Annotated in this window: 19 protein-coding genes, 2 tRNA genes and 2 pseudogenes; 13 read left to right on the top strand and 10 right to left on the bottom strand. The window is 65.0% G+C overall.

All coding sequences use genetic code 11. The features are described from left to right. Positions 1-87: 87 nt before the first annotated feature. The 8 genes from HMPREF9006_RS06750 to rpmH form a co-directional block, all read right to left on the bottom strand. A complete protein-coding gene (locus tag HMPREF9006_RS06750; protein WP_009212829.1) occupies positions 88-1,353 on the bottom strand; it encodes a ParB/RepB/Spo0J family partition protein in 1,266 nt (421 codons plus the stop codon). Between the two features lie 165 nt (positions 1,354-1,518). Further along, a complete protein-coding gene (locus HMPREF9006_RS06745) occupies positions 1,519-2,400 on the bottom strand; it encodes a ParA family protein (protein ID WP_009212828.1) in 882 nt (293 codons plus the stop codon). Between the two features lie 260 nt (positions 2,401-2,660). Further along, positions 2,661-3,323 (bottom strand): 16S rRNA (guanine(527)-N(7))-methyltransferase RsmG, encoded by a 663-nt coding sequence (gene rsmG, locus HMPREF9006_RS06740; protein ID WP_009212826.1) that lies wholly within the window; start codon positions 3,321-3,323, stop codon positions 2,661-2,663. 13 nt (positions 3,324-3,336) lie between these two features. Continuing rightward, positions 3,337-3,840, bottom strand: a complete 504-nt coding sequence (locus HMPREF9006_RS06735) for a Jag family protein (RefSeq protein WP_009212825.1) — start codon at positions 3,838-3,840, stop codon at positions 3,337-3,339. A gap of 82 nt (positions 3,841-3,922) precedes the next feature. Continuing rightward, positions 3,923-5,266, bottom strand: a complete 1,344-nt coding sequence (gene yidC / locus HMPREF9006_RS06730; RefSeq protein WP_009212824.1) for a membrane protein insertase YidC — start codon at positions 5,264-5,266, stop codon at positions 3,923-3,925. Between the two features lie 50 nt (positions 5,267-5,316). Further along, the gene (gene yidD / locus HMPREF9006_RS06725) at positions 5,317-5,682 is read right to left on the bottom strand and encodes a membrane protein insertion efficiency factor YidD (RefSeq protein ID WP_034232241.1); all 366 of its coding nucleotides are present in this window, start codon (positions 5,680-5,682) and stop codon (positions 5,317-5,319) included. After that, positions 5,679-6,032 (bottom strand): ribonuclease P protein component, encoded by a 354-nt coding sequence (gene rnpA / locus HMPREF9006_RS06720; protein WP_009212822.1) that lies wholly within the window; start codon positions 6,030-6,032, stop codon positions 5,679-5,681. Before rnpA ends, yidD begins: the two co-directional genes overlap by 4 nt. A 9-nt stretch (positions 6,033-6,041) precedes the next feature. Beyond that, positions 6,042-6,182 carry a 50S ribosomal protein L34 gene (gene rpmH, locus HMPREF9006_RS06715; protein ID WP_009212821.1) on the bottom strand — a complete coding sequence of 47 codons (141 nt, stop codon included), beginning with the start codon at positions 6,180-6,182 and terminating at the stop codon, positions 6,042-6,044. Between the two features lie 447 nt (positions 6,183-6,629). Here rpmH and dnaA point away from each other — a divergent pair, with 447 nt between their 5' ends. The 8 genes from dnaA to HMPREF9006_RS06675 all read left to right on the top strand — a co-directional run bounded on the left by dnaA (position 6,630) and on the right by HMPREF9006_RS06675 (position 18,061). Next, positions 6,630-8,060 (top strand): chromosomal replication initiator protein DnaA, encoded by a 1,431-nt coding sequence (gene dnaA / locus HMPREF9006_RS06710; protein ID WP_009212820.1) that lies wholly within the window; start codon positions 6,630-6,632, stop codon positions 8,058-8,060. 412 nt (positions 8,061-8,472) lie between these two features. Beyond that, on the top strand, positions 8,473-9,609 hold the full coding sequence (gene dnaN / locus HMPREF9006_RS06705; protein ID WP_009212818.1) for a DNA polymerase III subunit beta: 1,137 nt from the start codon (positions 8,473-8,475) through the stop codon (positions 9,607-9,609). 1 nt (position 9,610) lies between these two features. Beyond that, positions 9,611-10,807 carry a DNA replication/repair protein RecF gene (gene recF / locus HMPREF9006_RS06700; protein ID WP_009212817.1) on the top strand — a complete coding sequence of 399 codons (1,197 nt, stop codon included), beginning with the start codon at positions 9,611-9,613 and terminating at the stop codon, positions 10,805-10,807. Beyond that, a complete protein-coding gene (locus HMPREF9006_RS06695; RefSeq protein WP_009212816.1) occupies positions 10,800-11,567 on the top strand; it encodes a DUF721 domain-containing protein in 768 nt (255 codons plus the stop codon). Before recF ends, HMPREF9006_RS06695 begins: the two co-directional genes overlap by 8 nt. A 100-nt stretch (positions 11,568-11,667) precedes the next feature. Continuing rightward, positions 11,668-12,543: a DUF5067 domain-containing protein gene (locus HMPREF9006_RS06690; RefSeq protein WP_009212815.1), complete on the top strand. Its 876-nt coding sequence runs from the start codon at positions 11,668-11,670 to the stop codon at positions 12,541-12,543. A gap of 296 nt (positions 12,544-12,839) precedes the next feature. Beyond that, positions 12,840-14,864, top strand: coding sequence for a DNA topoisomerase (ATP-hydrolyzing) subunit B (gene gyrB / locus HMPREF9006_RS06685; RefSeq protein WP_034231347.1), 2,025 nt, complete (start codon positions 12,840-12,842; stop codon positions 14,862-14,864). A gap of 75 nt (positions 14,865-14,939) precedes the next feature. Further along, positions 14,940-17,543, top strand: coding sequence for a DNA gyrase subunit A (gyrA, locus tag HMPREF9006_RS06680; RefSeq protein ID WP_009212813.1), 2,604 nt, complete (start codon positions 14,940-14,942; stop codon positions 17,541-17,543). Between the two features lie 125 nt (positions 17,544-17,668). Next, complete coding sequence (locus HMPREF9006_RS06675; protein ID WP_009212812.1) at positions 17,669-18,061, top strand: DUF3566 domain-containing protein; 393 nt, start codon at positions 17,669-17,671, stop codon at positions 18,059-18,061. A 701-nt stretch (positions 18,062-18,762) separates the two neighbouring features. On the opposite strand, the gene HMPREF9006_RS06670 is transcribed toward HMPREF9006_RS06675, so the two are convergent. Then, the gene (locus HMPREF9006_RS06670) at positions 18,763-19,641 is read right to left on the bottom strand and encodes an Mbeg1-like protein (RefSeq protein WP_009212811.1); all 879 of its coding nucleotides are present in this window, start codon (positions 19,639-19,641) and stop codon (positions 18,763-18,765) included. Between the two features lie 123 nt (positions 19,642-19,764). Here HMPREF9006_RS06670 and HMPREF9006_RS06665 point away from each other — a divergent pair. The 3 genes from HMPREF9006_RS06665 to HMPREF9006_RS06660 all read left to right on the top strand — a co-directional run bounded on the left by HMPREF9006_RS06665 (position 19,765) and on the right by HMPREF9006_RS06660 (position 20,088). Further along, a tRNA-Ile gene (locus HMPREF9006_RS06665) sits at positions 19,765-19,841 on the top strand. Between the two features lie 30 nt (positions 19,842-19,871). Further along, complete coding sequence (locus HMPREF9006_RS10880) at positions 19,872-20,006, top strand: DLW-39 family protein (RefSeq protein WP_009212810.1); 135 nt, start codon at positions 19,872-19,874, stop codon at positions 20,004-20,006. A 9-nt stretch (positions 20,007-20,015) separates the two neighbouring features. Beyond that, positions 20,016-20,088: transfer RNA gene (locus HMPREF9006_RS06660), tRNA-Ala, on the top strand. Positions 20,089-20,333: 245 nt separating this feature from the next. Here HMPREF9006_RS06660 and HMPREF9006_RS06655 read toward each other — a convergent pair. Beyond that, on the bottom strand, positions 20,334-21,761 hold the full coding sequence (locus HMPREF9006_RS06655) for a cryptochrome/photolyase family protein (protein ID WP_009212809.1): 1,428 nt from the start codon (positions 21,759-21,761) through the stop codon (positions 20,334-20,336). Positions 21,762-21,946: 185 nt separating this feature from the next. On the opposite strand from HMPREF9006_RS06655, the pseudogene HMPREF9006_RS06650 reads away from it, so the two are divergent. Both HMPREF9006_RS06650 and HMPREF9006_RS11095 read left to right on the top strand, forming a co-directional pair. Next, a pseudogene (locus HMPREF9006_RS06650) lies at positions 21,947-22,201 on the top strand (NAD(P)H-binding protein); the annotation flags it as partial. A gap of 114 nt (positions 22,202-22,315) precedes the next feature. Next, positions 22,316-22,849 (top strand): annotated as a pseudogene (locus HMPREF9006_RS11095) (SDR family NAD(P)-dependent oxidoreductase); the annotation flags it as partial. Positions 22,850-22,880: the final 31 nt, after the last annotated feature.

Genomic DNA, 22,880 nt, shown 5'->3' with positions numbered 1-22,880 from the left:
TGCGGTCAAGCTTCCGCGCAATAGCGCGGAAAATGTATGATTGGGTACATACATCTCCTGAGCTGCGGAAAGATCTCTGACACCCGGTCAGCGCAGGATAAGATCCGCGATTCGCTGCAGGTCGTCGGCCCCGGCGAACTCGATCACAATCTTGCCCTTCCTGCGGCCCTCGGTGATCGACACACGCGTGTCATAGGCGTCTGAGAGCGCCGACACCACGCTTTCACCCAGGGGCGAGAGGGATTGCTGTCGGCGGCTCCGCGGCGGCGCGGCAGCCTTGATCTTGCCGAGACGGACGATCTCCTCCGTCGTGCGCACCGACAGTCCTTCCTGAACGATTCGATCCGCAAGCCGCTCCATCTCCTCGGGACTGGAAAGCGCCAGCAGGGCACGAGCGTGCCCAGCGCTGATCACTTGCGCCGCCACCTTCTTCTGTACCGACGGAGGAAGCTTCAGCAGGCGCAGCGTGTTCGCGATCTGAGGACGCGACCGAGCGATCCTCTTCGCAAGTTCGTCCTGGGTCGCTCCGAAATCGGCCATGAGCTGCTGATATGCGCTCGCCTCTTCGAGCGGATTGAGCTGCGAACGATGCAGGTTCTCCAGCAAGGCATCTCGGAGCAGATCACCGTCCTCGGTCTCTCGGATGATGGCCGGGATAGTCGTCTCCCCCGCTAGCTCCGAGGCCCGCAAGCGCCTCTCGCCCATGATGAGCTCGTAGCGCGCACCCGGCTTCTCGGCGATAAACTCCTTGAGCTTTGTCGACCGGCCGGTCGCGGGAATCGTTCGGACGACCACCGGCTGGAGGACCCCGACTTCCTTAATCGACGCGGAGAGTTCCGTGAGGTCCTCCTCGTTGAAGACCTCTCGGGGCTGCTTCGTGTTGGGAACGATCTGATCGATCGGAATCTCCGCAAACGACGCGCCGGGAACGGGGACAAGCTGTGCATCGACGGATGTTTCACGTGAAACATGATCGACAGCGGGTGTCGGGTCCACAGCCTTGCCGCCCGTCGCAGGGCCACCCGTTCCGTCGCTCGCCGACACTCCAGGCTTTCCGCCGACCCTTCCGCGGGCTACGCCCGCGGCGACGTCGACGGGCGGCATCGCGGGGCGCTTCTTCTTGGAGGAAGATCCCGCACGCTTGGGTTGCAGGAGTTCCTTCGCGGATCCTCCCCTGCTGCGCGCGGTGGATCCCTCCGGAAAGAACACGTCGAGCGGACGAGAGGGCGCAGATTGCGTTGGCTCCGAGGCCTGCTCGGGCGCCTGAGGAATGAGCGCTCCGAGGCCACGACCCAGGCCACTGTGCCTACGCGCGGTCTTGCGCCCCTCCGACTTCGACGATGCATCCGCCATTGCACTACTCCTTCAGTTGCGTCAATTCATTGTTTCACGTGAAACATCGGTGCGTGCTCACGCCGTGAGCGCCGTTGATCACTATGTTGCACCGATGACCACGATAGTTGGACGTTGCGACCTGGAAAGACAGGGGTGGGACGCGCAGTGTTTCACGTGAAACAATCACCGAGCGTCGCTCGGTATCCTCTGCGAAAGCTCAAGCGCAGCCTTGCGGTAGGCGATCGCGCCGACGTTCTTCCCGTCGTAGGTGATGACCGTTTGCCCGTAGCTCGGAGCCTCGGAAATGCGCACGGAGCGCGGAATGACGGTCTCGAACGTGTGCTCCGGGAAGTGCGACCGCACCTCGCTTTCAACCTCCTCGGAAAGCCGCGTTCGCTTGTCGGCCATCGTCAGCAGCATGCCGGACACCTGCAGGCCGGGATTGAGATCGGCGCCAATGCGTTCCACCGTGCGCCACAACTGGCTGAGGCCCTCCAGAGCGTAGTACTCGGCCTGAATCGGGATCACGACCTCATTCGCCGCGACCATGACGTTCAGGGTCACGAGGCCAAGCGACGGCGGGCAGTCGATCAGAACGATATCGATCTCTCTGTGCGTTGCCACATACTCGCGCAGGGCGACGCTCAGGCGATACTCTCGTTCCGACACGTCCACGAGCTCAATCTCAGCGCCCGACAGGTCTATCGTTGCGGGGCAGACGAGGATTCCGTCGATGTCCGGGCACGGCTGGACGACATCCTCCATCCTCGCGCCCCCGATAATGACGTCGTAGGTAGAAGGCGTGCCAGCGGGGTGCTCAACTCCAAGCGCACTGGACGCATTGCCCTGAGCGTCAGCGTCGACAACGAGCACGGACAGGCCACCAACGGCCAGCCCAGCCGCAAGATTCACCGTCGAAGTCGTCTTGCCGACGCCGCCCTTCTGGTTCGCCACGGCGATGATCCGCGTGGTCTCCGGCTTGCGGAATGTGGCCCGCTCGAGCATCGCCAAATCACGCAGGTTGCGTTCGATCTGAGTAGACAGAGGGGTGTTGTTATTGCTCATGACACCTTCCTAGGTTCTGCCACTAGTCTACGGGCAGACGGACGCACTTCCAGCCCAAAAGCGTTGAATGCGCGAAGGTGCACGAAATCGCAGACTCGCCAGCCCGATCATCGATCGACACGTTTTCTAGGATCGATTCTCCCAGCGAAGGCGCCGCACCGCCTCGGCCGCCGATCGAACGAAGCGATCCCACACACGATAAACAGACTGTGTTGCGCATCATAGCAGCATGCTACTGACGGTCTCGCCCGCCTCGGCGGTCAACGGATGCGCGTGCAGACCACGACGTAGGTCGACTCCTCTTCCATGATGGAGGGAACCTCGTGGATCTGCGCGCGCAGATGGTGACGCCGCAGCTCGCCGGAGGCCTCCTCGACCTCGATGGGTGCCCGCCTGCCCTTGAGCGCGACGAGCGCCCCGCCCGGCGCGATCAGCTTGGAGGTCATGCGCACAAGCTTGCTCATGTTGGCCACCGCGCGGGCGGTCACCACGTCGGCCTTACCCTTGCCGCGCAGCTCTTCGGCCCTCGCCTGATGAATCGTGACATTGTCGAGTCCCAGGTCGTCAACCACATCCATGAGCCATTCGACCCGGCGCGCCATCGGCTCGGCCAGGTGCACGTCGAGATCGGGTCGACAGGCGGCGATCACGATGCCCGGCAGTCCCGAACCGGAACCAACGTCGAGCACCTGTCGGCCGCGCTTGCTGGGCATAAACTCCAGGACGGCCGCCGAGTTGACGATATGCCGCGACCAGATGCGTTCCATGTCCCGCGGGCCAAGCAGGCCGCGGATCTCCCCCTCTTCCTCAAGCATCCGCGCATACTCTGCGACGTCGGAGAAGGAGGGGCCAAAGAACGAGCGAACCTCGTCGGTGGGTTCTTCTGGGACGAAGGGGTCGCCCACCTGGCGACCCCTTCCCATCCCGCTTGGCTTCTCACTCACCGTCAGAATCCTCGGGGAGGATGACGACTCGGCGGTGCGGCTCCACGCCTTCGGACTCCGAAGTCAGGCCCTCCGCGGCGACCACGTCGTGGCACACCTTGCGTTCGAAGGGATTCATCACCTCGAGCTTGACGGCATCCCCGCTGGCTCGCACGCGAGCGATAGCCTCGCGCGTGATGTCCTGCAGCTCCTCCTTGCGCTCGGCGCGGAATCCCGCGATGTCCAGCATCAGGCGCGACCGCTCGCCTGTCTCGGTCTGAACGGCCAGGCGGGTCAGCTCCTGGAGCGCGTCGAGCACCTCCCCGTCCTCGCCGACGAGCCGATCGAGCGCGTCGGGATCGTCGGCGACGATCTCGACAGACGCGCGGCCGTTCTCCACGTCGATCTCGATATCTCCGTCGAGGTCGGCGATGTCAAGCAGCTCTTCCAGGTAGTCTGCGGCGAGTTCACCCTCTTCCTCGAGGCGGGTGAGCTTGTCTGCATTGTCGTCACTCATGACGTCTCCTCCGTGGTGGGGAATGGGTCTGTATGGTCTTCAGGTTACCCTCGGGTGCCCGAAGCGGAAAACTGTCTCTGGATCAGCGCTTGTTGCCCGAGCGGCGCCGTGCCTTGCGGCGCTCGACGCGGCGCCGCTCGATCTCCTGGGCGCTGAGCGAGCCGCGGGTTCCGCTGCGCTCGGAATCGGCCTCGGGTGCCTCCCCCGTTGCCGTGGCGGCCTCGCGCTCGGCAACGCGGCGGCCTCGCGCCTTCTTCTGCAGCTCGGCCCTCTGGGCGGAGGCCTCCTTCCTGGCCCGACGCTTCTCGACGGCCAGGCTCAGCCCGCGCATCCACTGCTCGTCGGGCAGGGTCGTCCACGCCTGAGAGGCGAGGTTGCGGTACACCGTCACGATCTCGCCGACCGACATGGAGGCGGGGAAGTCCGAGGCGACGTGCTGTTTCTTGGCCCTGGATCGCAACGTCGCGAGCGTGCGCTCGTTGAGCTCGTCAACGCGCGGGTCGGAGGCGGGTGTGCCGAGCGCGGCCCTCTCCCGGTCGTAGTCCTGGAAAAAGGGCTTGGCCCACGCCTGGTAGGCGGCTTCGCGCGAGGCCAGCAGGTCGGCGTAGGCGGGTGAACCCGGTGTCGGCATGACCTTGATGGTCCAGTACGCCTGCGCGAGCGCCCACACGGACGCGGTGACCGTGTAGATGACGACGCCCATCTGGAAGAAGACACCGGAGAAGATGAACATCAGCGGCATGACGTACATCATGGAGCGCTGCGACTGGGCCATGGGGTTGTCGCCCATGTCGGGCATGTTGCGCGAGAAGGACATGCGCATGGAGACGAACTGGAGAACGACCATCATGACGATTGCGGCCACGAACACCGCGACGGCCATCGGCTGGTCGAAGGAATCGCGCAGCGTGTGCGACAGGGGAACCCCAAAGACGGTCGAGTTGACGATCTCCGATGAAACGGATGCGTTCAGCGGGCCGAGGTGGTCGGTGGATTCGCCCCGGTAGGTGTATGTGCCGTTGGCGATCGACGATACGGCGATGATGGCGCGGTACATGCCGAAGAGGACGGGCATTTGGACCAGCATCGGCAGGCAGGAGGCAAACGGCGAGACCTTGTGCTTGCGCTGGAGGGCCTGGGTCTCCTCCATCATCTTCTGCCGGCTCGCCTGGTCCTTCTTGCCCTTGTACTTCTCCTGGATCTTGCGCATCTCGGGCTGGATGGCCTGCATGGCGCGCGAGGATCGGATCTGCTTGAGGAACAGCGGGATGATGGCGATGCGCACCAGGACGGTGAGCAGGACGATGGACAGGACCCACGCCACACCGGATCCGGAGGAGAATCCCAGGAGCACGAGGAGATCGTGGATCCACACCCACAGGTAGGAGATGGCCCACGCGAAGGGGTGGAGGATTGCGTCGAACATGGACTATTCGCTTTCGCCGTGGCGCGTTGGCGCCGCTGTTTCGTTGTTCCTTAGTGGCCCGAGGCCGTCGTTGAGTCTCCGGAGAGGTCGGTGGGGTCCAGTCCCATCGGTTCGGGACGAACCCAGTTGTCGTGCCCCGCCCAATCATCGGGCGGGACCCAGGGGTCCGGCTTCCACCTGCCACGCTCGGGCACGTGGTCCACCCCGCCGAGGCTCCAGGGGTTGCACCGCAGGAGGCGCCAGGCGCCAAGGACGAATCCCTTGATGGGTCCGTGGACACGAATCGCTTGGAGCGCGTATGTGGAGCAGCTGGGAGCGTATCGGCATCGGGGTCCGAGGGCCGGAGAAATGAAGCGCTGGTAGGCGACGATGGGCGCCGACGCGATCTGGCCGACGAGGCGTCCCAGCCGAGTCATCGTGCGTCCCACTTGCGCCACGCTTTGCTCATGACACGGTCGAGGTGCGCTCCCAGTTCCTTGGAAGAAACCCCCAGGGAGCGGCCGGAGGCACGCACGACGACCCGGCTTCCCTCGGGAAGGTTGTCGATACGCTCGCGCATGAGGTGACGAAGCTGCCGTTTGACTCGGTTGCGACCGTTGGCGCGCTTGATCTCCCGCTTGGGTACGACGAAACCGACGAGGCGGCTGTTGCGTTCCTCGTCGGCTCGGACGTGGACGACGACCAGCGGGTCGCCTGCGCGCGCTCCGTGTCGGATCGCGGCGGTGAAGTCCGCTGGGTCAACCATGCGGTGCGCGCGCGGCAGCACCGGGGTGTCTCAGGCGGACAGCTTGGCGCGGCCCTTGCGGCGGCGGGCAGCCAGAATGGCGCGGCCGGCGCGGGTCGACATGCGCAGGCGGAAGCCGTGCGTCTTGGAACGACGACGGTTGTTGGGCTGGTAGGTCCGCTTGGTGGTCACGGCGATTCTCCTCGGCGGTGAGTGGTCTCCCACTCGTTATCGGTTGGGCTATCGGCCCATCGGGGCGCGATAGCGGGGACGCGCGCCCGAAATGGGCGCAAACAAAAGTCAAGACTAAGCGGATCCGCGCGGCTAGTCAACGGGGCGGAGTTACCCACCTCGTCACACACAGCATCCACAGCTGTGCAAATCACTGTGGAACAGTATCGTCCACAGTTCGTGGATGGGGCGCGTTATCCACAGGCGGGTCGCTCTTTTGGTTTCCGCACGCTGGCGCGGACCCACAGTTGTAACTACAACTCTGTGATTCTGTGATGGTTCTCCACAGCTTCATCCCCAGTCTGTGCATAACATGTGCGCGGGCTACACTGCTCAGGTGCACAGGAGTCACGCGCATGACCACGATGCCGTGATTGAACTCACCGTCTGATCTGTCCGGAGGTTGCCGTGGAGTCGGATTCCCTCACACGTGCCTGGGCTGCGGCCCTCGGCGCTGTCCCCACCGATGAGCTGGGGCCCGTCGCCACGTCCATGCTGCGATCCGCCCGCCCCCTCGGCGATATCGAAGGCACGATCCTGCTGGCCGTCCCCAACGGATTCACCAAACAGTGGATCGAGGACAAGGCTCAGTCCAAGCTCACGGCCGCGCTGTCGGTCAACCTGGGCCGAACCGTGCGAATCGCCATCACCGTTGATCCCTCCCTGGAGGTCGTCGCCGAGGACGAGGAACCCGCCCCCGTCCAGCAGAGGCCCAAGGAGAAGGCGCCTCAACCAGCCAGGAAGGAGGCACACTCCCCCGCCCTGGTGAGTGCGCCCACCGATTCCGGTCCGACCCACCTCAATCCGAAGTTCACCTTCGACACCTTCGTCATCGGCCCCTCCAACCGTTTCGCTCACGCGGCCGCGCTGGCTGCCTCGGAGACACCCGGTACCGCGTTCAACCCGCTGTTCATCTACGGCGACTCGGGGCTGGGCAAGACTCACCTCCTGCAGGCGATCGGCCACAACGCGCTGTCGATGATGCCCCACCTGAAGGTCCGATACGTCAACTCCGAGGAGTTCACGAACGAGTTCATCAACGCGATCCGCCTGAACAAGACGGATAACTCCCAGGTCGAGGCCTTCCACCGCCGCTACCGCGAACTCGACATCCTCCTTATTGACGATATCCAGTTCATCGGCGACAAGGAACAGACCGTCGAGGGCTTCTTCCACACCTTCAATGCCCTGCACAGCGCGAACAAGCAGATCGTCCTGACCTCAGATCTGCCGCCCGCGCAGCTCAAGGGCTTCGAAGACCGCATGCGGTCGCGCTTCTCCTCGGGGCTACTCGTCGACGTTCAGCCGCCGGACCTGGAGACTCGCATCGCCATTCTCCATAAGAAGGCCGACGCGGAGGGCCTCGAGGTCACGCCCGAGGTCTTTGAGTACGTGGCCTCGCGCATCTCCTCGAACATCCGGGAGCTGGAGGGCGCGCTCGTGCGCATCGGCGCGTGGGCTTCCCTCTACCAGGAGCGCATCGACCTGAACCTGGCCCAGATGATGCTCAAGGACTTCGTGTCCAATCCCGACGACAACGAGATCACGGTGAGCCTCATCATGAGCCAGTGCGCCGTCTACTTCGGCGTCACGATTGAGCAGATGGGCTCGTCCGAACGCAGTCACAACGTCGTCGAGGCCCGCCAGATCGCCATGTACCTGTGCCGCGAGCTGACGGACCTATCGCTGCCGAAGATCGGGCAAGCCTTCGGTCGCGACCACACGACGGTCATGCACGCGAACAAGAAGATCTCGAAGCTCATGAAGGAGAAGCGCGAGACCTTCAACCACGTGTCGGAGCTTACAAATCGGATCAAGCAGAAGGCCAGGGAGTCGTAGTAAACGGCGTGGGCGCGCACTTTCGTGCGCTCCCACGCCCCCATTCACAGCGGCTGTTCATAGTCGCGTGGATCAAGGCCTCGGGCCTGTGGAGAAAGGGATGGGTGCTGTGGATCTCCAAGACTTGTAGTTTCTTTCATCCACAGCCCCGCGTGAGGAGTCCACAGAAGCGTCCAGGAATGACATCACAGTAGTTTCCTTGACGTTGCGCGGATAGGGGCGTTTTTCCACAGAACTCACAGCCCTTATGATGGATGGAGAGATCAATGATCGTGGTTTTTTCACAGGCCGCCGCACATCGGCGCCAAGTGCCCTGGTCTTTCCGCCTGCCGACGAGGCCAGTATCGCGCCCCGTGTGGGCACACATGTGGGTAAAGTAGTCTTCGATCCGTTTTGTGTTTTGGAGGCAGCTATGAAGTTCACCGTCGCCCGCGATGTTCTGGCCGAAGCCGTTTCGTGGACCGCCCGCGCGCTCCCCGTGCGTCCAGCCTCGCCGATCCTGGCTGGCGTGCGCATCAAGGCCGACGGCGACGAACTGACACTCTCCTCCTTCGACTACGAGGTCTCTGCTAACTCCCACATTCCCGCAACCGTCGACGAGGCCGGTGAGGTGCTCGTCTCCGGTCGTCTCCTCGCGGACATCTCTAAGTCTCTGCCCTCCAAGCCCGTCTCCGTTGAGCTGGACGGACAGAAGGTCAACCTCGTGTGCGGGTCCTCGCACTTCACGCTGGCGGTCATGCCCCTCGACGAGTATCCCCTGCTCCCGGCCCAGCCCACCGGCATCGGGGCGATCGACTCCTCGACCCTGTCGCAGGCCGTCTCCCAGGTGTCGATCGCTGCCTCCCGCGACGACACGCTCCCCCTCCTGACCGGTGTTCGCATCGAGATCAACGGGCCCTCGATCACGCTCCTGGCGACCGACCGCTACCGCCTGGCGATGCGCGAGCTCGACTGGGAGCCGACGGACACCTCGATCGAGGAGATCGCCCTGGTCAAGGCGCGCATCCTCCAGGATGTCGCCAAGTCGATGACCTCGGGCGCCAAGGTCGAGGTCGGTCTCTCCGGCGAGACCCAGCCGGGCGCGTCCTCGCTCATCGGTTTCACCGCCTCCGGTCGTCGCACGACGTCGACCCTCATGGACGGCGACTACCCCGCCGTGCGACGGCTCTTCCCCGAGTCCACGCCGATCCAGGCGGTCGTTGACCGTCATGCCCTCCTGGAGGCCGTCAAGCGCATGTCCCTGGTTGCCGAGCGCAAGACCTCGGTGCGACTGGCGTTCACCGAGGGCCAGCTGGTCCTCGAAGCCGGCCAGGGAGACAACGCGCAGGCATCGGAGGCCATCGAAGCCTCGCTGCACGGCGACGACATCTCGACCGCGTTCAACCCGCAGTTCCTCATTGATGGCCTGCAGGTTCTGGACACCGACTTCGTCCGTTTCGGCTTTACGCACTCCACCAAGCCGGCCGTCATCACGGGCCAGAGGAAGGTCGACGAGGGCGAGGTCACCCAGTTTCGCTACCTGCTGATGCCCATCCGCTTCGGCATCTGACGTGCGCGTCTCTCACCTGGCCCTCGACGACTTCCGTTCCTGGAAACACGGAGTCGTCGAGCTGCCCGCCGGAACCACGGTCCTGGTGGGCGCGAACGGCCAGGGTAAAACCAACCTCGTTGAGGCGCTGGCCTACCTGTCGGCCTTCTCCTCGCACAGGGTCGGTGCGGAGGGCGCTCTCGTTCGTATCCCCTCGGACGAGGCCGAGAATCCCCCGGGCGGAGCCGTCATCCGCGCACGGATCGTCTCCTCGGGACGCGAACAGGTCGTCGAGCTGGAAATCGTGCGCGGCAAGGCCAATCGCGCGCGCATCAACAGGGCGCAGGTCAGGCCCCGCGACATCCTCGGGCTCGTGCGCACCGTTGTTTTCGCCCCCGAGGACCTCTCGCTCGTGCGCGCCGATCCCTCCGTGAGGCGATCCTTCCTGGACGACCTGGCGACCCAGCTCTCTCCCCTGCACGCTTCGGTGCGTGCCGACTTCGATCGCGTCGCCCGACAGAGGGCGGCCCTCATGAAGGCCGCGCAGGCCTCGTCGCGCAGGGGAAGAACCCCGGATCTGTCCACCCTTCACGTGTGGGATTGCCAGTTCGCCGAGCTCTCGGCACGCATCAGTGCCACCCGCGCCGCCGTCGCGGCAGCCCTCGTGGAGCCGACGAGGCGAGCCTACGACGACGTGGCGGACTCCCCGCGCCGCCTCACGCTCGCCTTCGATGCCTCCGTCGACCGGGTGATCGGCACCGACCCGGAGGATCCGGCCAGCGCCGACCTGACGGACGCGCAGGCCCAGGCAGAGCGGATGCTTGCCGCGCTGGCGCACGTGCGGGACAAGGAAATCGAACGCGGAGTCAACCTGGTGGGCGCACACCGCGACGACCTGTCCCTGAGCCTGGGCTCCATGCCCGTCAAGGGATATGCGTCCCACGGAGAATCCTGGTCGGTCGCTCTCGCCCTGCGCCTGGGGGCCTTCGAGCTGCTCAGCGACGGCGAGGACACCCCCATTCTCATCCTCGACGATGTCTTTGCCGAGCTCGACTCCTCGCGCCGGCAGGGCCTGGCGTCCCTCGCCTCGAGGGCGGAGCAGGTCATCGTGACCTGCGCGGTCGCCGAGGACCTGCCCTCCTCCCTCCCCCACCACGCGCTGCACGTGCGCCTCGACGCCGAGAGGGGAACGGTCATTGACGGGGACGACCATGACTGACCGAGAAGAACGACCCGAGGCTGTGGAACGGGCCGACGACACGGACGAGTTCATTGTGCGAGCCCTGGAACGCGCCCAACGAGTGGCCCGCAACCACGGCTACACGCGATCGACCCTGCCCTCGTGGGGCCTCGATGAAACTCGCCCGCGTCGCTCCCTCGACGGATCCAGCGAGTACGCCGCGATCGAGACAGACGGGCTGGGAAGAATCGGGGACGAGGAGAGGGCTCAGGCACGCGCGGCCGCCCGAGCCGCCGCGTACCGGCACGCCAACGGGGTCGAGGCACCGGCCTCGTTCCCCGAAGAGGACCCGGGCGGTGATCTCGCGGCACTGCGCCGGGCCCTGGAGGGAACCGGCGCCTCGTGGAGCCGCTCGCCCGGCATGGCGGCCATGCGCCCGCGCTACAGGCGAGCAAACTCTCTGGGTGCCATCCTGGCCAGAACGATCAGTTCCCGAGCCTGGGATACCCCCACCAAGATGGGATCCATCATGGCCAAGTGGAGGAAGATCGTCGGTCCCCAGGTCGCCGACCACGCTCGAATCGAGACCTTCGAGGGGCACCGGCTGGTGGTTCGAACCGACTCCACCGCGTGGGCCAAGCAGCTCCAGCTTCTCCTGCCGACGATCGAGAGGCGAATCGTCGAGGAAGTCGGCTCGGGCGTGGTCGAGCAGGTCATCATCCGAGGCCCCGTTGCACCCTCGTGGAGGAAGGGCCCGTACGTGGTGCGGGGTCGAGGACCGCGTGCGGACTACGGGTAGAACAAACGCGTTGAGAAGGCGTGGAAGATCACCGTGTCGACACCGAGAATTTGCTACGCTGGCGCCTGTCGGCCCGCAGTGGGCCCATCGAGGAGACGACATGAGTAATCCGTACGTGCCCCAAGGCGGCAACGCCTGGGGTGGCTATCCGCAGGGTCAATCGGGCGATCCCTATGCTGGTCAGGGTCAGCAGGGTGGCTATGGTGGCTATCCGCAGGGTGCGCCCCAGCAGGGCGGCTACCCGGGTCAGCCTCAGACGGGTTACGGTCAGGGTCAGCCTCAGGCCTTCTACGGTGTGCCGGTCGAGCAGGGTGGCTATGGCGGTTACCCGCAGGGTGCGCCCCAGCAGGGCGGAAAGTCGAAGACTCCGCTCATCATTGGCATCGTCGCCAGCGTCGTCGTTGTCGTCCTTGTCGCCGGCGCAGCCGTGTGGATGTTGTCCAGATCGGGCACATCCGATCCCTCTGCGGGTGCGTCCCCGAGTGGCAATTCTTCCCCGAGCGACAATTCTTCTCCCGCCGCGGGTGCGTCCCCGAGCGCTGGCTCCTCGGCCCCCTCGAATGGAAACAACGGATCGTCCGGCGGCATGTACAAGGCGACGCCGGAGGGTTCCAACTCGACCTATGAGATCACCGACATCTCCCTGGGTCCGACGGACGACCAGAACGGGCAGACGATGAGGGTCGTCTTCCGCGTGACCAACAACGGGACCACCGAGGAGTTCGGGGGCATGTACCCGCACCCCTATCAGAACAATGAGCAGCTGACGGTCCCCAACTTCTTCACCACCAAGAAGCCCTCCGACTTCGAGTACACCCCGGGAAACGTTCAGGTCAAGCCCGGAGAGACGGTCGAATACGTTGGCTACTGGGTCATCAAGGACAAGAAGACCGCCGTCGAATTCAGGGACCCCAACTGGATGATCAACGAGTCCAAGGGAAAGAAGCAGCAGTACTGGACCTGGCAGCCGAAGTGATCCCGTGAGGAATCCGCCGCTTGAATGAGCGCGACACGTTCTCACAGCCGAACCAGACCGGTCGGCTCGCGCCTCACGTTGTCACGCCGAAGGGTGGCCCTCCTAACCGGGAGGGCCACCCTCGTTCGTCGGCGTCCACGCACCGGCGCACATGCGACTGATCACAGTCGACTTTTCGTTGCGATCAAGCAGTTTGTAGAGTAACCCTACGGGCCTGTCGTTCCCCGATGCAACCAGCATTTTTGGTAGAATCTACAAGGTTAAACATCTATTTCGCGCAATGCGAGGGGAGCCACGTGGCTGACAACGAGAACACCGCCGGAGGCGAGCAGTCGTACGGCGCATCGGACATCACCGTCCTCGAGGGCCTGGAAGCCGTGCGCAAGCGCCCGGGCATGTACATCGGATCCACCGGCGAACGTGGCCTGCACCACCTGGTGTACGAGGTTGTCGACAACTCCGTTGACGAGGCGCTGGCCGGCTACGCCGACCACATTGAGGTCACGATTCAGGCCGACGGCGGCATCAAGGTCGTCGACAACGGTCGTGGCATCCCCGTTGACGAACACCCCACGGAGCACAAGCCGACGGTCGAGGTCGTCATGACGATCCTGCACGCCGGTGGCAAGTTCGGTGGCGGCGGATACGCCGTGTCGGGCGGCCTGCACGGCGTCGGCATCTCCGTCGTCAACGCCCTGTCCACCCGCGTGGACACGGAGATCCGCCGACAGGGCTACGTGTGGCGCATGTCGTTTGCCAATGGCGGCAGTCCCATCACCGAACTCGTTCGGGGCGAAGAAACCAACGAAACGGGCACCACGCAGGTCTTCTACCCCGACCCCACGATCTTCGAAACCGTCGAATTCGACTTCGAGACCCTGCGCCAGCGCTTCCAGCAGATGGCCTTCCTCAACAAGGGCCTGCGCATTACCTTGACCGACGAGCGCGAGTTCGCCACCGACGAGGGCGACGAGATCGCCGGGGAAGACAAGGCCTCGGGCAAGGAGGCCGCGACCCACCGCACCGTGTCCTACTGCTACGAGTACGGCCTGCGCGACTACGTCGAGTACCTCGATTCGGCAAAGAAGACCGACACGATCAACAACGAGATCATCGACTTCGAAGCCGAAAACGACGAGGGCACCATGAGCGTCGAGATCGCCATGCAGTGGACCAGCGCCTACTCGTCCTCGGTCCACACCTTCGCCAACACGATCAACACGACCGAGGGAGGCATGCACGAGGAGGGCTTCCGCACAGCGCTGACCTCCCTCGTCAACCGCTACGGCCGCGACAAGGGACTGATCCGCGACAAGGACGACAACCTCACCGGCGACGACGTGCGTGAGGGACTGACCGCCGTCATCTCGATCAAGCTCACCGAACCTCAGTTCGAGGGCCAGACGAAGACCAAGCTCGGCAACACCGAGGCGCGCACCTTCGTGGCCCAGCAGGTCTACTCCAAGCTCACCGACTGGTTCGACGCCCACCCCGCCGACGCCAAGGCCATCATCGCCAAGGGACAGGCCGCGCAGGCGGCCCGCGTCGCCGCCCGCAAGGCGCGCGAAGCGACCCGGCGCAAGGGTGTCCTCGAGTCCGCGTCCATGCCCGGCAAGCTGCGCGACTGCTCCTCCCGCACCCCTTCCGAGTGCGAGATTTTCATCGTCGAGGGAGACTCCGCCGGCGGCTCCGCCGTGGGCGGACGCGACCCCGAACGCCAGGCGATTTTGCCCATCCGCGGCAAGATCCTCAACGTCGAAAAGGCCCGCCTGGATCGCGCCCTGTCCTCCGACACGATCCGCTCCCTCATCACGGCCTTCGGGACGGGCATCGGTGAGGACTTCGACATCTCCAAGCTCCGATACGGCAAGATCGTCATCATGGCCGACGCCGACGTGGACGGCCAGCACATTGCGACACTGCTGCTCACCCTCCTCTTCCGCTACATGCGGCCCCTCATCGAGGGTGGCCACACCTTCATCGCGATGCCTCCGCTCTACCGCATCAAGTGGACCAACGCCGAGCACGAGTTCGCGTACTCCGACAAGGAACGCGATCAGCTGCTCGAGGCGGGCGCCACCGCCGGTCGGCGCCTGCCCAAGGAAGGCGGCATTCAGCGATACAAGGGCCTGGGCGAAATGAACGACCACGAGCTGTGGGAGACCACCATGGATCCGGAGAACAGGATCCTCAAGCAGGTCACCCTGGACGAGGCCGCGGACGCGGACGAGACCTTCACGATCCTCATGGGCGACGACGTCGACCGGCGCCGCACCTTCATCCAGCGCAACGCCACCGACGTGCGCTTCCTCGACATCTGAGACAACCCACCAACCGTCGGCGGCCGCCCGCGCGCCGCTGGCCGTGATTGAGCACAAACAACGTAAGGAACTTTCGTGAGCGACGAGCAGATGACGGACGTGCGGCACATCTCGGACACCGAGCGAATCCGCCAGGTCGACCTGCAGAAAGAGATGCAGCGCTCCTACCTCGACTACGCCATGAGCGTCATCGTCGGACGAGCGCTGCCGGACGTGCGCGACGGCCTCAAGCCCGTCCACCGCCGCGTCCTGTACGCCATGTACGACGGCGGCTACAGGCCCAGCTCCTCCTTCTCCAAGTCCTCCCGCGTCGTCGGTGAGGTCATGGGTAACTACCACCCGCACGGAGACGCGGCGATCTACGACGCCCTGGCTCGCCTCGTTCAGCCCTGGTCTCTGCGCTACCCGCTCGTGGCCGGGCAAGGCAACTTCGGTACCCCGGGTAACCTGGGACCGGCCGCCCCCCGTTACACGGAATGCAAGATGGCCCCGCTGGCCATGGAGATGGTCCGCGACATCGACGAAGAGTGCGTCGACTTCCAGGACAACTACGACGGGCGCAACCAGGAACCCACCATCCTTCCCGCCCGCTTCCCCAACCTCCTGGCCAACGGCTCCGAGGGCATCGCCGTCGGTATGGCCACGCGCATCCCCCCGCACAACCTGCGTGAGCTCGCGCGCGGCGTCGAGTGGGCGCTCGCCCACCCTGAAGCCACCCGCGAGGAACTCCTCGAAGCGCTGCTGACGATCATCCCCGGCCCCGACTTCCCCACGGGAGCCACGATCCTGGGCCGCAAGGGCATCGAAGACGCCTACCGCACGGGACGCGGCTCCATCACGCAGCGCGCCGTCGTGAGCGTCGAGGAGATCCAGGGCCGCCAGTGCCTCGTCGTCACCGAGCTTCCCTACCAGGTCAACCCCGACAACCTCGCCGATAAGATCGCGCAGCTGGTGCGCGACGGAGCGATCGGCGGGATCGCCGACATTCGCGACGAGACCTCGGGCCGCACCGGCCAGCGCCTCGTCATCGTCCTCAAGCGCGACGCAGTGGCCAAGGTGGTCCTCAACAACCTCTACAAGCGCACCAGCCTGCAGGAGAACTTCTCGGCGAACATGCTCGCGCTCGTCGACGGCGTTCCCCGCACCCTGTCCATCGACGGGTTCATCCGCCACTGGATCACCCACCAGATCGACGTCATCGTGCGCCGCACGCGCTTCCGCCTGCGCAAGGCCCTCGAGCGCCTGCACATCCTCGAAGGATACCTGAAGGCCCTCGACGCCCTCGACGAGGTCATCGCCCTCATCCGCCGCTCCCCCACCGTGGACGAGGCGCGCGTCGGCTTGATCGATCTTCTCGACGTGGACGCCGTCCAGGCCGACGCGATCCTGGCCCTCCAGCTGCGCCGCCTGGCCGCCCTCGAGCGCCAGAAGATCATGGACGAGCACGCCGAGCTCAAGGCCCGCGTCGACGACCTCAACGACATCCTGGCCACCCCCGAGCGCCAGCGCGCCATCATCTCCGCCGAGCTGTCCGAAATCGTCGACAAGTTTGGGGACGAGCGCCGCACGCGCATCCTGCCCTTCGATGGGGAGATGTCGATGGAGGACCTGATTCCCGAGGAAGACGTCGTCGTGACGATCACGCGCGACGGCTTCGCCAAGCGGACTCGCACCGACAACTACCGCTCGCAAAAGCGCGGCGGTAAGGGCGTGCGCGGCACTCAGCTGCGCGACGACGACGTGGTCGAACACTTCTTCGTCACGACCACGCACCACTGGCTCCTCTTCTTCACCAACCTTGGACGCGTCTACCGCGCGAAGGCCTACGAGATTCCCGAGGGCGGCCGCGACGCGAAGGGCCAGCACGTCGCCAACCTGCTCGCCTTCCAGCCCGACGAGCACATCGCCCAGGTCCTCGCGATCCGCACCTACGAGGACGCCGACTACCTGGTCCTGGCCACCAAGCGCGGCCTCGTCAAGAAGACCCCGCTGAGCCTGTACAACTCGCCTCGTTCGGGCGGCATCATCGCCATCAACCTTCGGGAGGACGAAGACGGAAAGGCCGACGAGCTCGTCTCCGCGCAGATCATCATGGCGGACGAGGACCTGATCCTGGTCTCTCGCGACGGCCAGGCGGTCCGCTTCACGGCAACCGACGAGCAGCTGCGCTCGATGGGACGCTCGACCTCCGGCGTACGCGGCATGAAGTTCCGCGGCGACGATGAGCTGCTGTCCATGGAGGTCCCCCACGAGGGAACGGACCTCCTGATCGTCACGGAGTCCGGCTATGCCAAGCGCACCCCCGTCGAGGAGTACCCGACGAAGTCGCGCGGCACTCTCGGCGTGCGCGTCGGCAAGCTCGTCGACGAGCGCGGAGGCCTGGTCGGCGCGCTCGTCGTGCGACCCGACGAGGACGTCATGGTGATCACGGAGTCCGGCAAGCTCGTCCAGGTCAATGCCTCCGACGTGCGCCCCACGGCCCGCAACACCATGGGCGTCATCTTCGCTCGCCCGGACGATGGGGATCGCATCATCGCGATCACCCGAAACTCCGACTCCGCGGGCGAGGAGGACGAGGATGATGCATCCGCAGCGGAGCCGCCCGAGGCGGTGGGCGCGCCCGGCGGCGAGGAGACGAGCGGCGCCGCCTCCGACGGCGCCGAAGACTCCGAGGAGTGAGGATTGATCACGGGACGAGACCGGTGTCGTCCCGTGATCAAGCTTCCAATGCTGCCCGGACTGAGCACCGGGGCCGGGCGATGCGGTAGCCTGGCAGATAGGAAGTGCGACCTGGAAGGAACCCCATGAGCGACCACGTCTCGAGCGCCCGCAGCGACGCTCCCCGCCGAGTTGACCTGGCGATTGCGCGCATTGACGCGTGGACCGTCATGAAGGTCTCCTTCCTGCTGTCGGTCGCCCTGGGCATCGCGATGGTTGTCGCAACGATCGTGCTGTGGCTCATGGTGGACGCCATGCACGTCTTCAGCCAGCTCGAAGAGTTCTTGCAGACCGTCGGTGCGGGGCGCTACGCCGCATTCCTCGACTACGCGCGACTCCCGCGAGTCATCTCCTACGCGACCATCGTCGCGGTCATCAACGTCGTGCTCCTCACCGCTCTCTCGACGCTCGGTGCGATGCTCTACAACGTCGTCGCCTCCCTGGTGGGTGGCGTCAAGGTCTCCCTCATGGACGAGTGAGGGAGGGGTCCGCGAGGGGTCGGCTCATGCCGACCCCTCTTGCTATGCCTGGCGACGGTTTTCGCGTTGCTTGTGGTCCCGCCGGTGTTCCGGGCGCCGTTGGGTCCGGCTGCCCGCGAGAGATCGCCACACGCGAGCCTAAAGGCTCAAAGTGGTTGATCTCGAAGCCTGCCCATGCCATCCGGACCCTCCGGCGCCCTCCACACCGGCGGCACCTGGTGTGCTGAAGGGCTTGGCTCATCGTCTTCATGCTCGGCCAGGTACCCCGGTTCCTCAGGTGGTTGCTTTGTCGTTGGTAGTGGGGGTTGTGCAGCATGAGGAGCTGACTGTCGGCGTGTCGCCGGCGTGTCGCACGCCTAATGGCGCACTTCCCCCCGAGCGGTGCTGGTGAGAGCGGGGCATGGGGCGTCGTGGCGGCCAGACTGCGGACCCATTGGGTGAATAACGCTGAAAATGGGCTGTTGTGGGCGAGGTGGTCTGCGTTGTGGGCAAAACTGTGTCGGTGATGGTGTGCGTTCTCGCCTCACTCCTGGCAGCTGGGCCCATATGCTGGCGGCTTTAGCCCACTGATGCGCAGCTAAACCCACCTAGTGGAAGCTGGGCGCAGCCGCCCACGCTCCACGAGGTGGGTTAACGTGCGCGGAGGTGGGTTAACGTGCGCGGAGGTGGGTTTTAGGGAGCCACCAGCGGGGCCGGTTTCGTTAGTTGCTACCAATCCGCGGTGGGCGCACGCGCAAGATGGCGGCGAGCAGGCGTGCGAGCGCCGTACCCGACCGGGAAGGCCTGCGCCGATCGCGCCGCAGGGCCGTGCCCTCCGTGGCCCATGCGTAAGGGTTGTGGCTGAGTGGGCCCGGCCACGAGGAGTCCACGAGCGTCGCGGGAGCGGGTAGGGGGAGGAGAGGACTGACCCACGAACCCGCGGTGACGTAGGTGCTCACACGCCCCTCGAGGCTGGTGAAGAACCCTGAGTGAGCGACACGGGCGGGAAAGCCCACCGGATCAAAGGCGTAAACGCGCTCGAGCGCATCGGGTGCGGCGACGGCTGCGGCGTAGAGCGCGAAGTTGCCGCCCTTCGAGTGCCCCATGACGGCGACGGGGCCCTCGGCGCGCTTTGACGCGTACGCGAGGTAGCGCGCCGCCCACCGCTGGGACTCCGTGGGAAAGTCGAGCCCGAAGCGCGCGTCCTCGGCAACGCCGATGGAGGTCGCATCCGTTCCGCGGAACGCGATGAAACAGCACCCGGAGGAGTCAACGAACGTCGCCGCCCCGAACTGGGCAAGCGGCCGAGGCACGAGCCGCGTGACGGCGTCGCGCACCCGCACCTCGCGAAAACGAGGGCTGGTGCCCGCGGCCTCCAAGAGTGGCCGGTCGGCGTGGGTGGGCAGGGCGTGGCGGTAGAGCGCCGGAATCGACGAGGCGCGGGCAACCTCGCCAAGAACGCATCCCGTGGCAGATCTGGGACCGGCGAGCGCGTGAAAGTCCGTGTAGATCAGCGAGCACAGGGCGAGCGCGTCAGCGGGCGTCAGGTCGCCGGCAAGCGGGGTTCTCGCGCCTCGAACATAGTCGATGATCGTTGCCACGCCGCTCCTTCGCCTCGTCCGTGAACCGCCCCGATGTCCTCGTGTTGGACGTCACCAGCGCTCGATTTTGCCGGATGCCTCTGTGCTGTGTACTATATCCGAGTGCCCGCAAGGGTGCCGGTTGGGCCTATAGCTCAGTAGGTTAGAGCGCAGTCCTGATAAGACTGAGGTCGGTGGTTCGAGCCCACCTAGGCCCACCATCCGCAGGCGAGTGAAAGCGGAGGATCATCATGAAGAAATGGGTCACCTGTTGCGTGGCTGTTGGATCCGTCGTGGCCGTTGGCATCGTCGTCCGACAGATTCTTGTCGATCTCTCCGATAACGCCGACCTGTGGACGTCCGTGACGGACGCCGTGGAGGACTAGGACTCCCACGGGGCTATGGCGCAATTGGTAGCGCACCTGCTTTGCAAGCAGGGGGTTACGGGTTCGAGTCCCGTTAGCTCCACTCTACTAATAAGGCTCGAACCCTTGCCATCTTGGATGGTTTCGGTTCGGGCCTTTTTGCTGTCGTCGGCCCAGGCAAGGGTGTCGGTGAGGTGGGCTCTGGCATCGGCATAGTCGCTGTGTTGGCCGCTTCGGTCAGGGATTCTGCTGATGCGACGAGGCGCTGGACATTCTCAAAGCACATCAGACGGCTGATCTCTGTGGGTGGCCGGGCCTGTTCGAACTCCACAACGAACCGTGTAGACCTCAACCACGTTGAGGCCTGGCATGGGCTGCGGAAGCCGCACGTACTTGCTCGTAAGCGGCGAGAGCCTCGCGTCGCGACTCGGCCAGGTCGACGACGGGCACGACAGGCCGAGCGAGTCCCTCCGGGATCCAGCGCTTGACATAGCTGCTGTGCGGGTCGAAGCGGGTGCGCTGGAGTTCAGGGTTGAAGATGCGGAAGTAGGGCGCAGCGTCCGCTCCGCTGCCGGCCACCCACTGCCAAGAGATAGGATTGTTGGCCTCGTCTGCGTCCACGAGAGTCTCCCAGAACCACTGCTCGCCGTCCTGCCATGGCTGGAGCATGTTCTTGGTGAACAGCGATGCAGCGACCATGCGCACCCGGTTATGCATCCAGCCTGTCTGCCACAGTTGCCACATTCCGCCGTCGACGAGGTCGATGCCGGTGCGGCCCTGACGCCAGGCCCGCACCAGGTGGTCGTCGGGATGATAGGGGAACTCCTCGAAGGCTGGACGCATGGGGGTGTCCTCTAGATGTTCGCGGTGGTGGAGCAGGTGCCAGCAGAACTCGCGCCAGTAGAGTTGCCTGGTCCAAGCGGCGATATCCTCGCCCGCGGCCGTGCTGCTACGGGCTGCGGCCAAGGCTTGGCGCGGCGATAATTCCCCGCACCGCAGCCTCGGAGAGATTCTGCTGGTGGATGTTTCCTCCCCGGGCAGGTCACGGCGTTTGGCATAGCCGGGCAACCAGCCGTCGATGGCGTCCAGTTGCTGCCGGGCTGCCAATTCACCGGGCTCCCAGTGCTGTGCGAGGGTGTCTTCCCACCAGTCGGGGCCATCGTCGAGCAACCCAATATCCTCTAAGTTGTGCAGGACACCGTCCTCCCGCAGCGTGGCGAGGTCTGTGGCCGCACCGTCTGGCTCGTCGACAGGTGAGGGCTCGGGCAGGAGGGGAGTGAGGGGCAGGTCGGCTACGGCGTGGCTGAAGGGTGTGAAGACTTGGTAGTGGGAGCCGCTGGCCGTCCTCATCAGCCAGGGTTCGGCGAGCAGGCTGCCGGGATGGCTGTGTACTTCGGTGCGGGATTTCAACTCTTGCTTGATGGCGGCGTCCAATCGGCAGGCTGCCGGGGCGTAGCGTCGTGTCCAGTGCACGAAGGTAGGTTGTAAGGTGTCCACGACTCGGCGCATGATCCTTGCGGCATCACCGCGGGCGAAGATGAGTGGAATGCCCAGGTCGGCAAGCCGCGGTGCCAGCTGTTGCAGGCTGCGGTGGTACCACCACCGGGTGGCCGCACCGAGCGGGCGCGGGCCGTGCCGATTGTTGTCTTCATCGGTCCTGCGGGTTTCGTGGATCCACAGTGCGACCACGGGTCCATGTGCTCCCGTGCAGGCGGCCGTCAGGGCGGGGTGGTCAGCCAGACGGAGGTCGTCGCGAAGCCAGATCAGTGTGGTCATCGATGGTCCTTGAGAGGGTTCAGTGTAAGAGTTGGCCGGCGATCTTGTTGGCGAGGGGTGGGAGGGTCATCGGCTGCTGCTCACGATCAAGGAAGAGGTCCACCCAAACCCGGGCGCACAGTGTTGTGTTCATGCACTTTATCGTCGTTGGTAATCGTACTTGACAGGCGACTGGTGTCACAAGATCCGTTGGCCCTCTGGTGATGGGGCGCCTGCTGGACGAGGGCTGGTCAATGCGGGTGCTGGTCCGCGACGCGTCGAAGCTGGAGGACTCTGTACGGCAGCGCGTTGAGGTGGTCGAGGGCGGCGCTGAGTCGGACGAGGATCGCACTCGCGCCATGGCGGGGGCCGAGGTGGTCTGGTTTCTGATGCACTCAATGGGCGGCGGAGTTTCGACCGCGGCCATCCAGGCCGTCGCAGCAATCGTGCGGCGAGGTTGAGTCAGAAGGTGCACGCGTGGAACGCAGGTGTGGTACTTTGAACAGATTAGGTCGTGATGATGGCCACATGAGGACCGTCCTGAAAGTCATGGCAAAACAGCGAAGGAACCCCTAATGACCGTCGTGCCCGTTGCGCTTGTTGCTGGCGGTTCGCGTGGCCTCGGACTGGAGATTGCTCGGCAGCTTCATCGACGTGGCCATCACGTCGCCTTGTGCGCTCGTGACGAGGCTGCTCTACAGCGTGCAGCGTCCGAGTTCAAGGAACGTGTATCCATCCATGTCATGGACGTCACTGACCGCGAGGGCGTGCAGGGCGTGGTCAACGAGATTTCGAATGGCTATGGCCCCATCGAGGTGGCGATTCACGTGGCCGGCATCATTCAGGTGGGGCCTGCCGCAGACGTAGAACTGGAGCACTTCGATCAAGCGCTCGACATCATGGCCAAGGGGCCCATCAACGTGGCGTGGAGCGTTCTTCCGTCGATGCGGGAGCGGCGTCGTGGACACATCGGCGTGGTCGCCTCCGTGGGCGGCGTCGTGAGCCCGCCTCATCTCCTGCCATACTCCACAGCTAAGTTCGCAGCTCTGGGTTTCACTGACGGGCTGGCCGCTGAGTTGGTGGGCACCGGCGTGACGGCGACCAGGATCGCGGTGCGCCCACGGGACGGCCGCGCCCGAG

Origin of the sequence: Actinomyces sp. oral taxon 180 str. F0310 (assembly GCF_000185285.1) — a bacterium.
Lineage (GTDB): Bacteria > Actinomycetota > Actinomycetes > Actinomycetales > Actinomycetaceae > Pauljensenia.
Note: the sequence above shows the minus strand (reverse complement) of the source record. Positions and strands in the feature narration are given on the sequence as shown.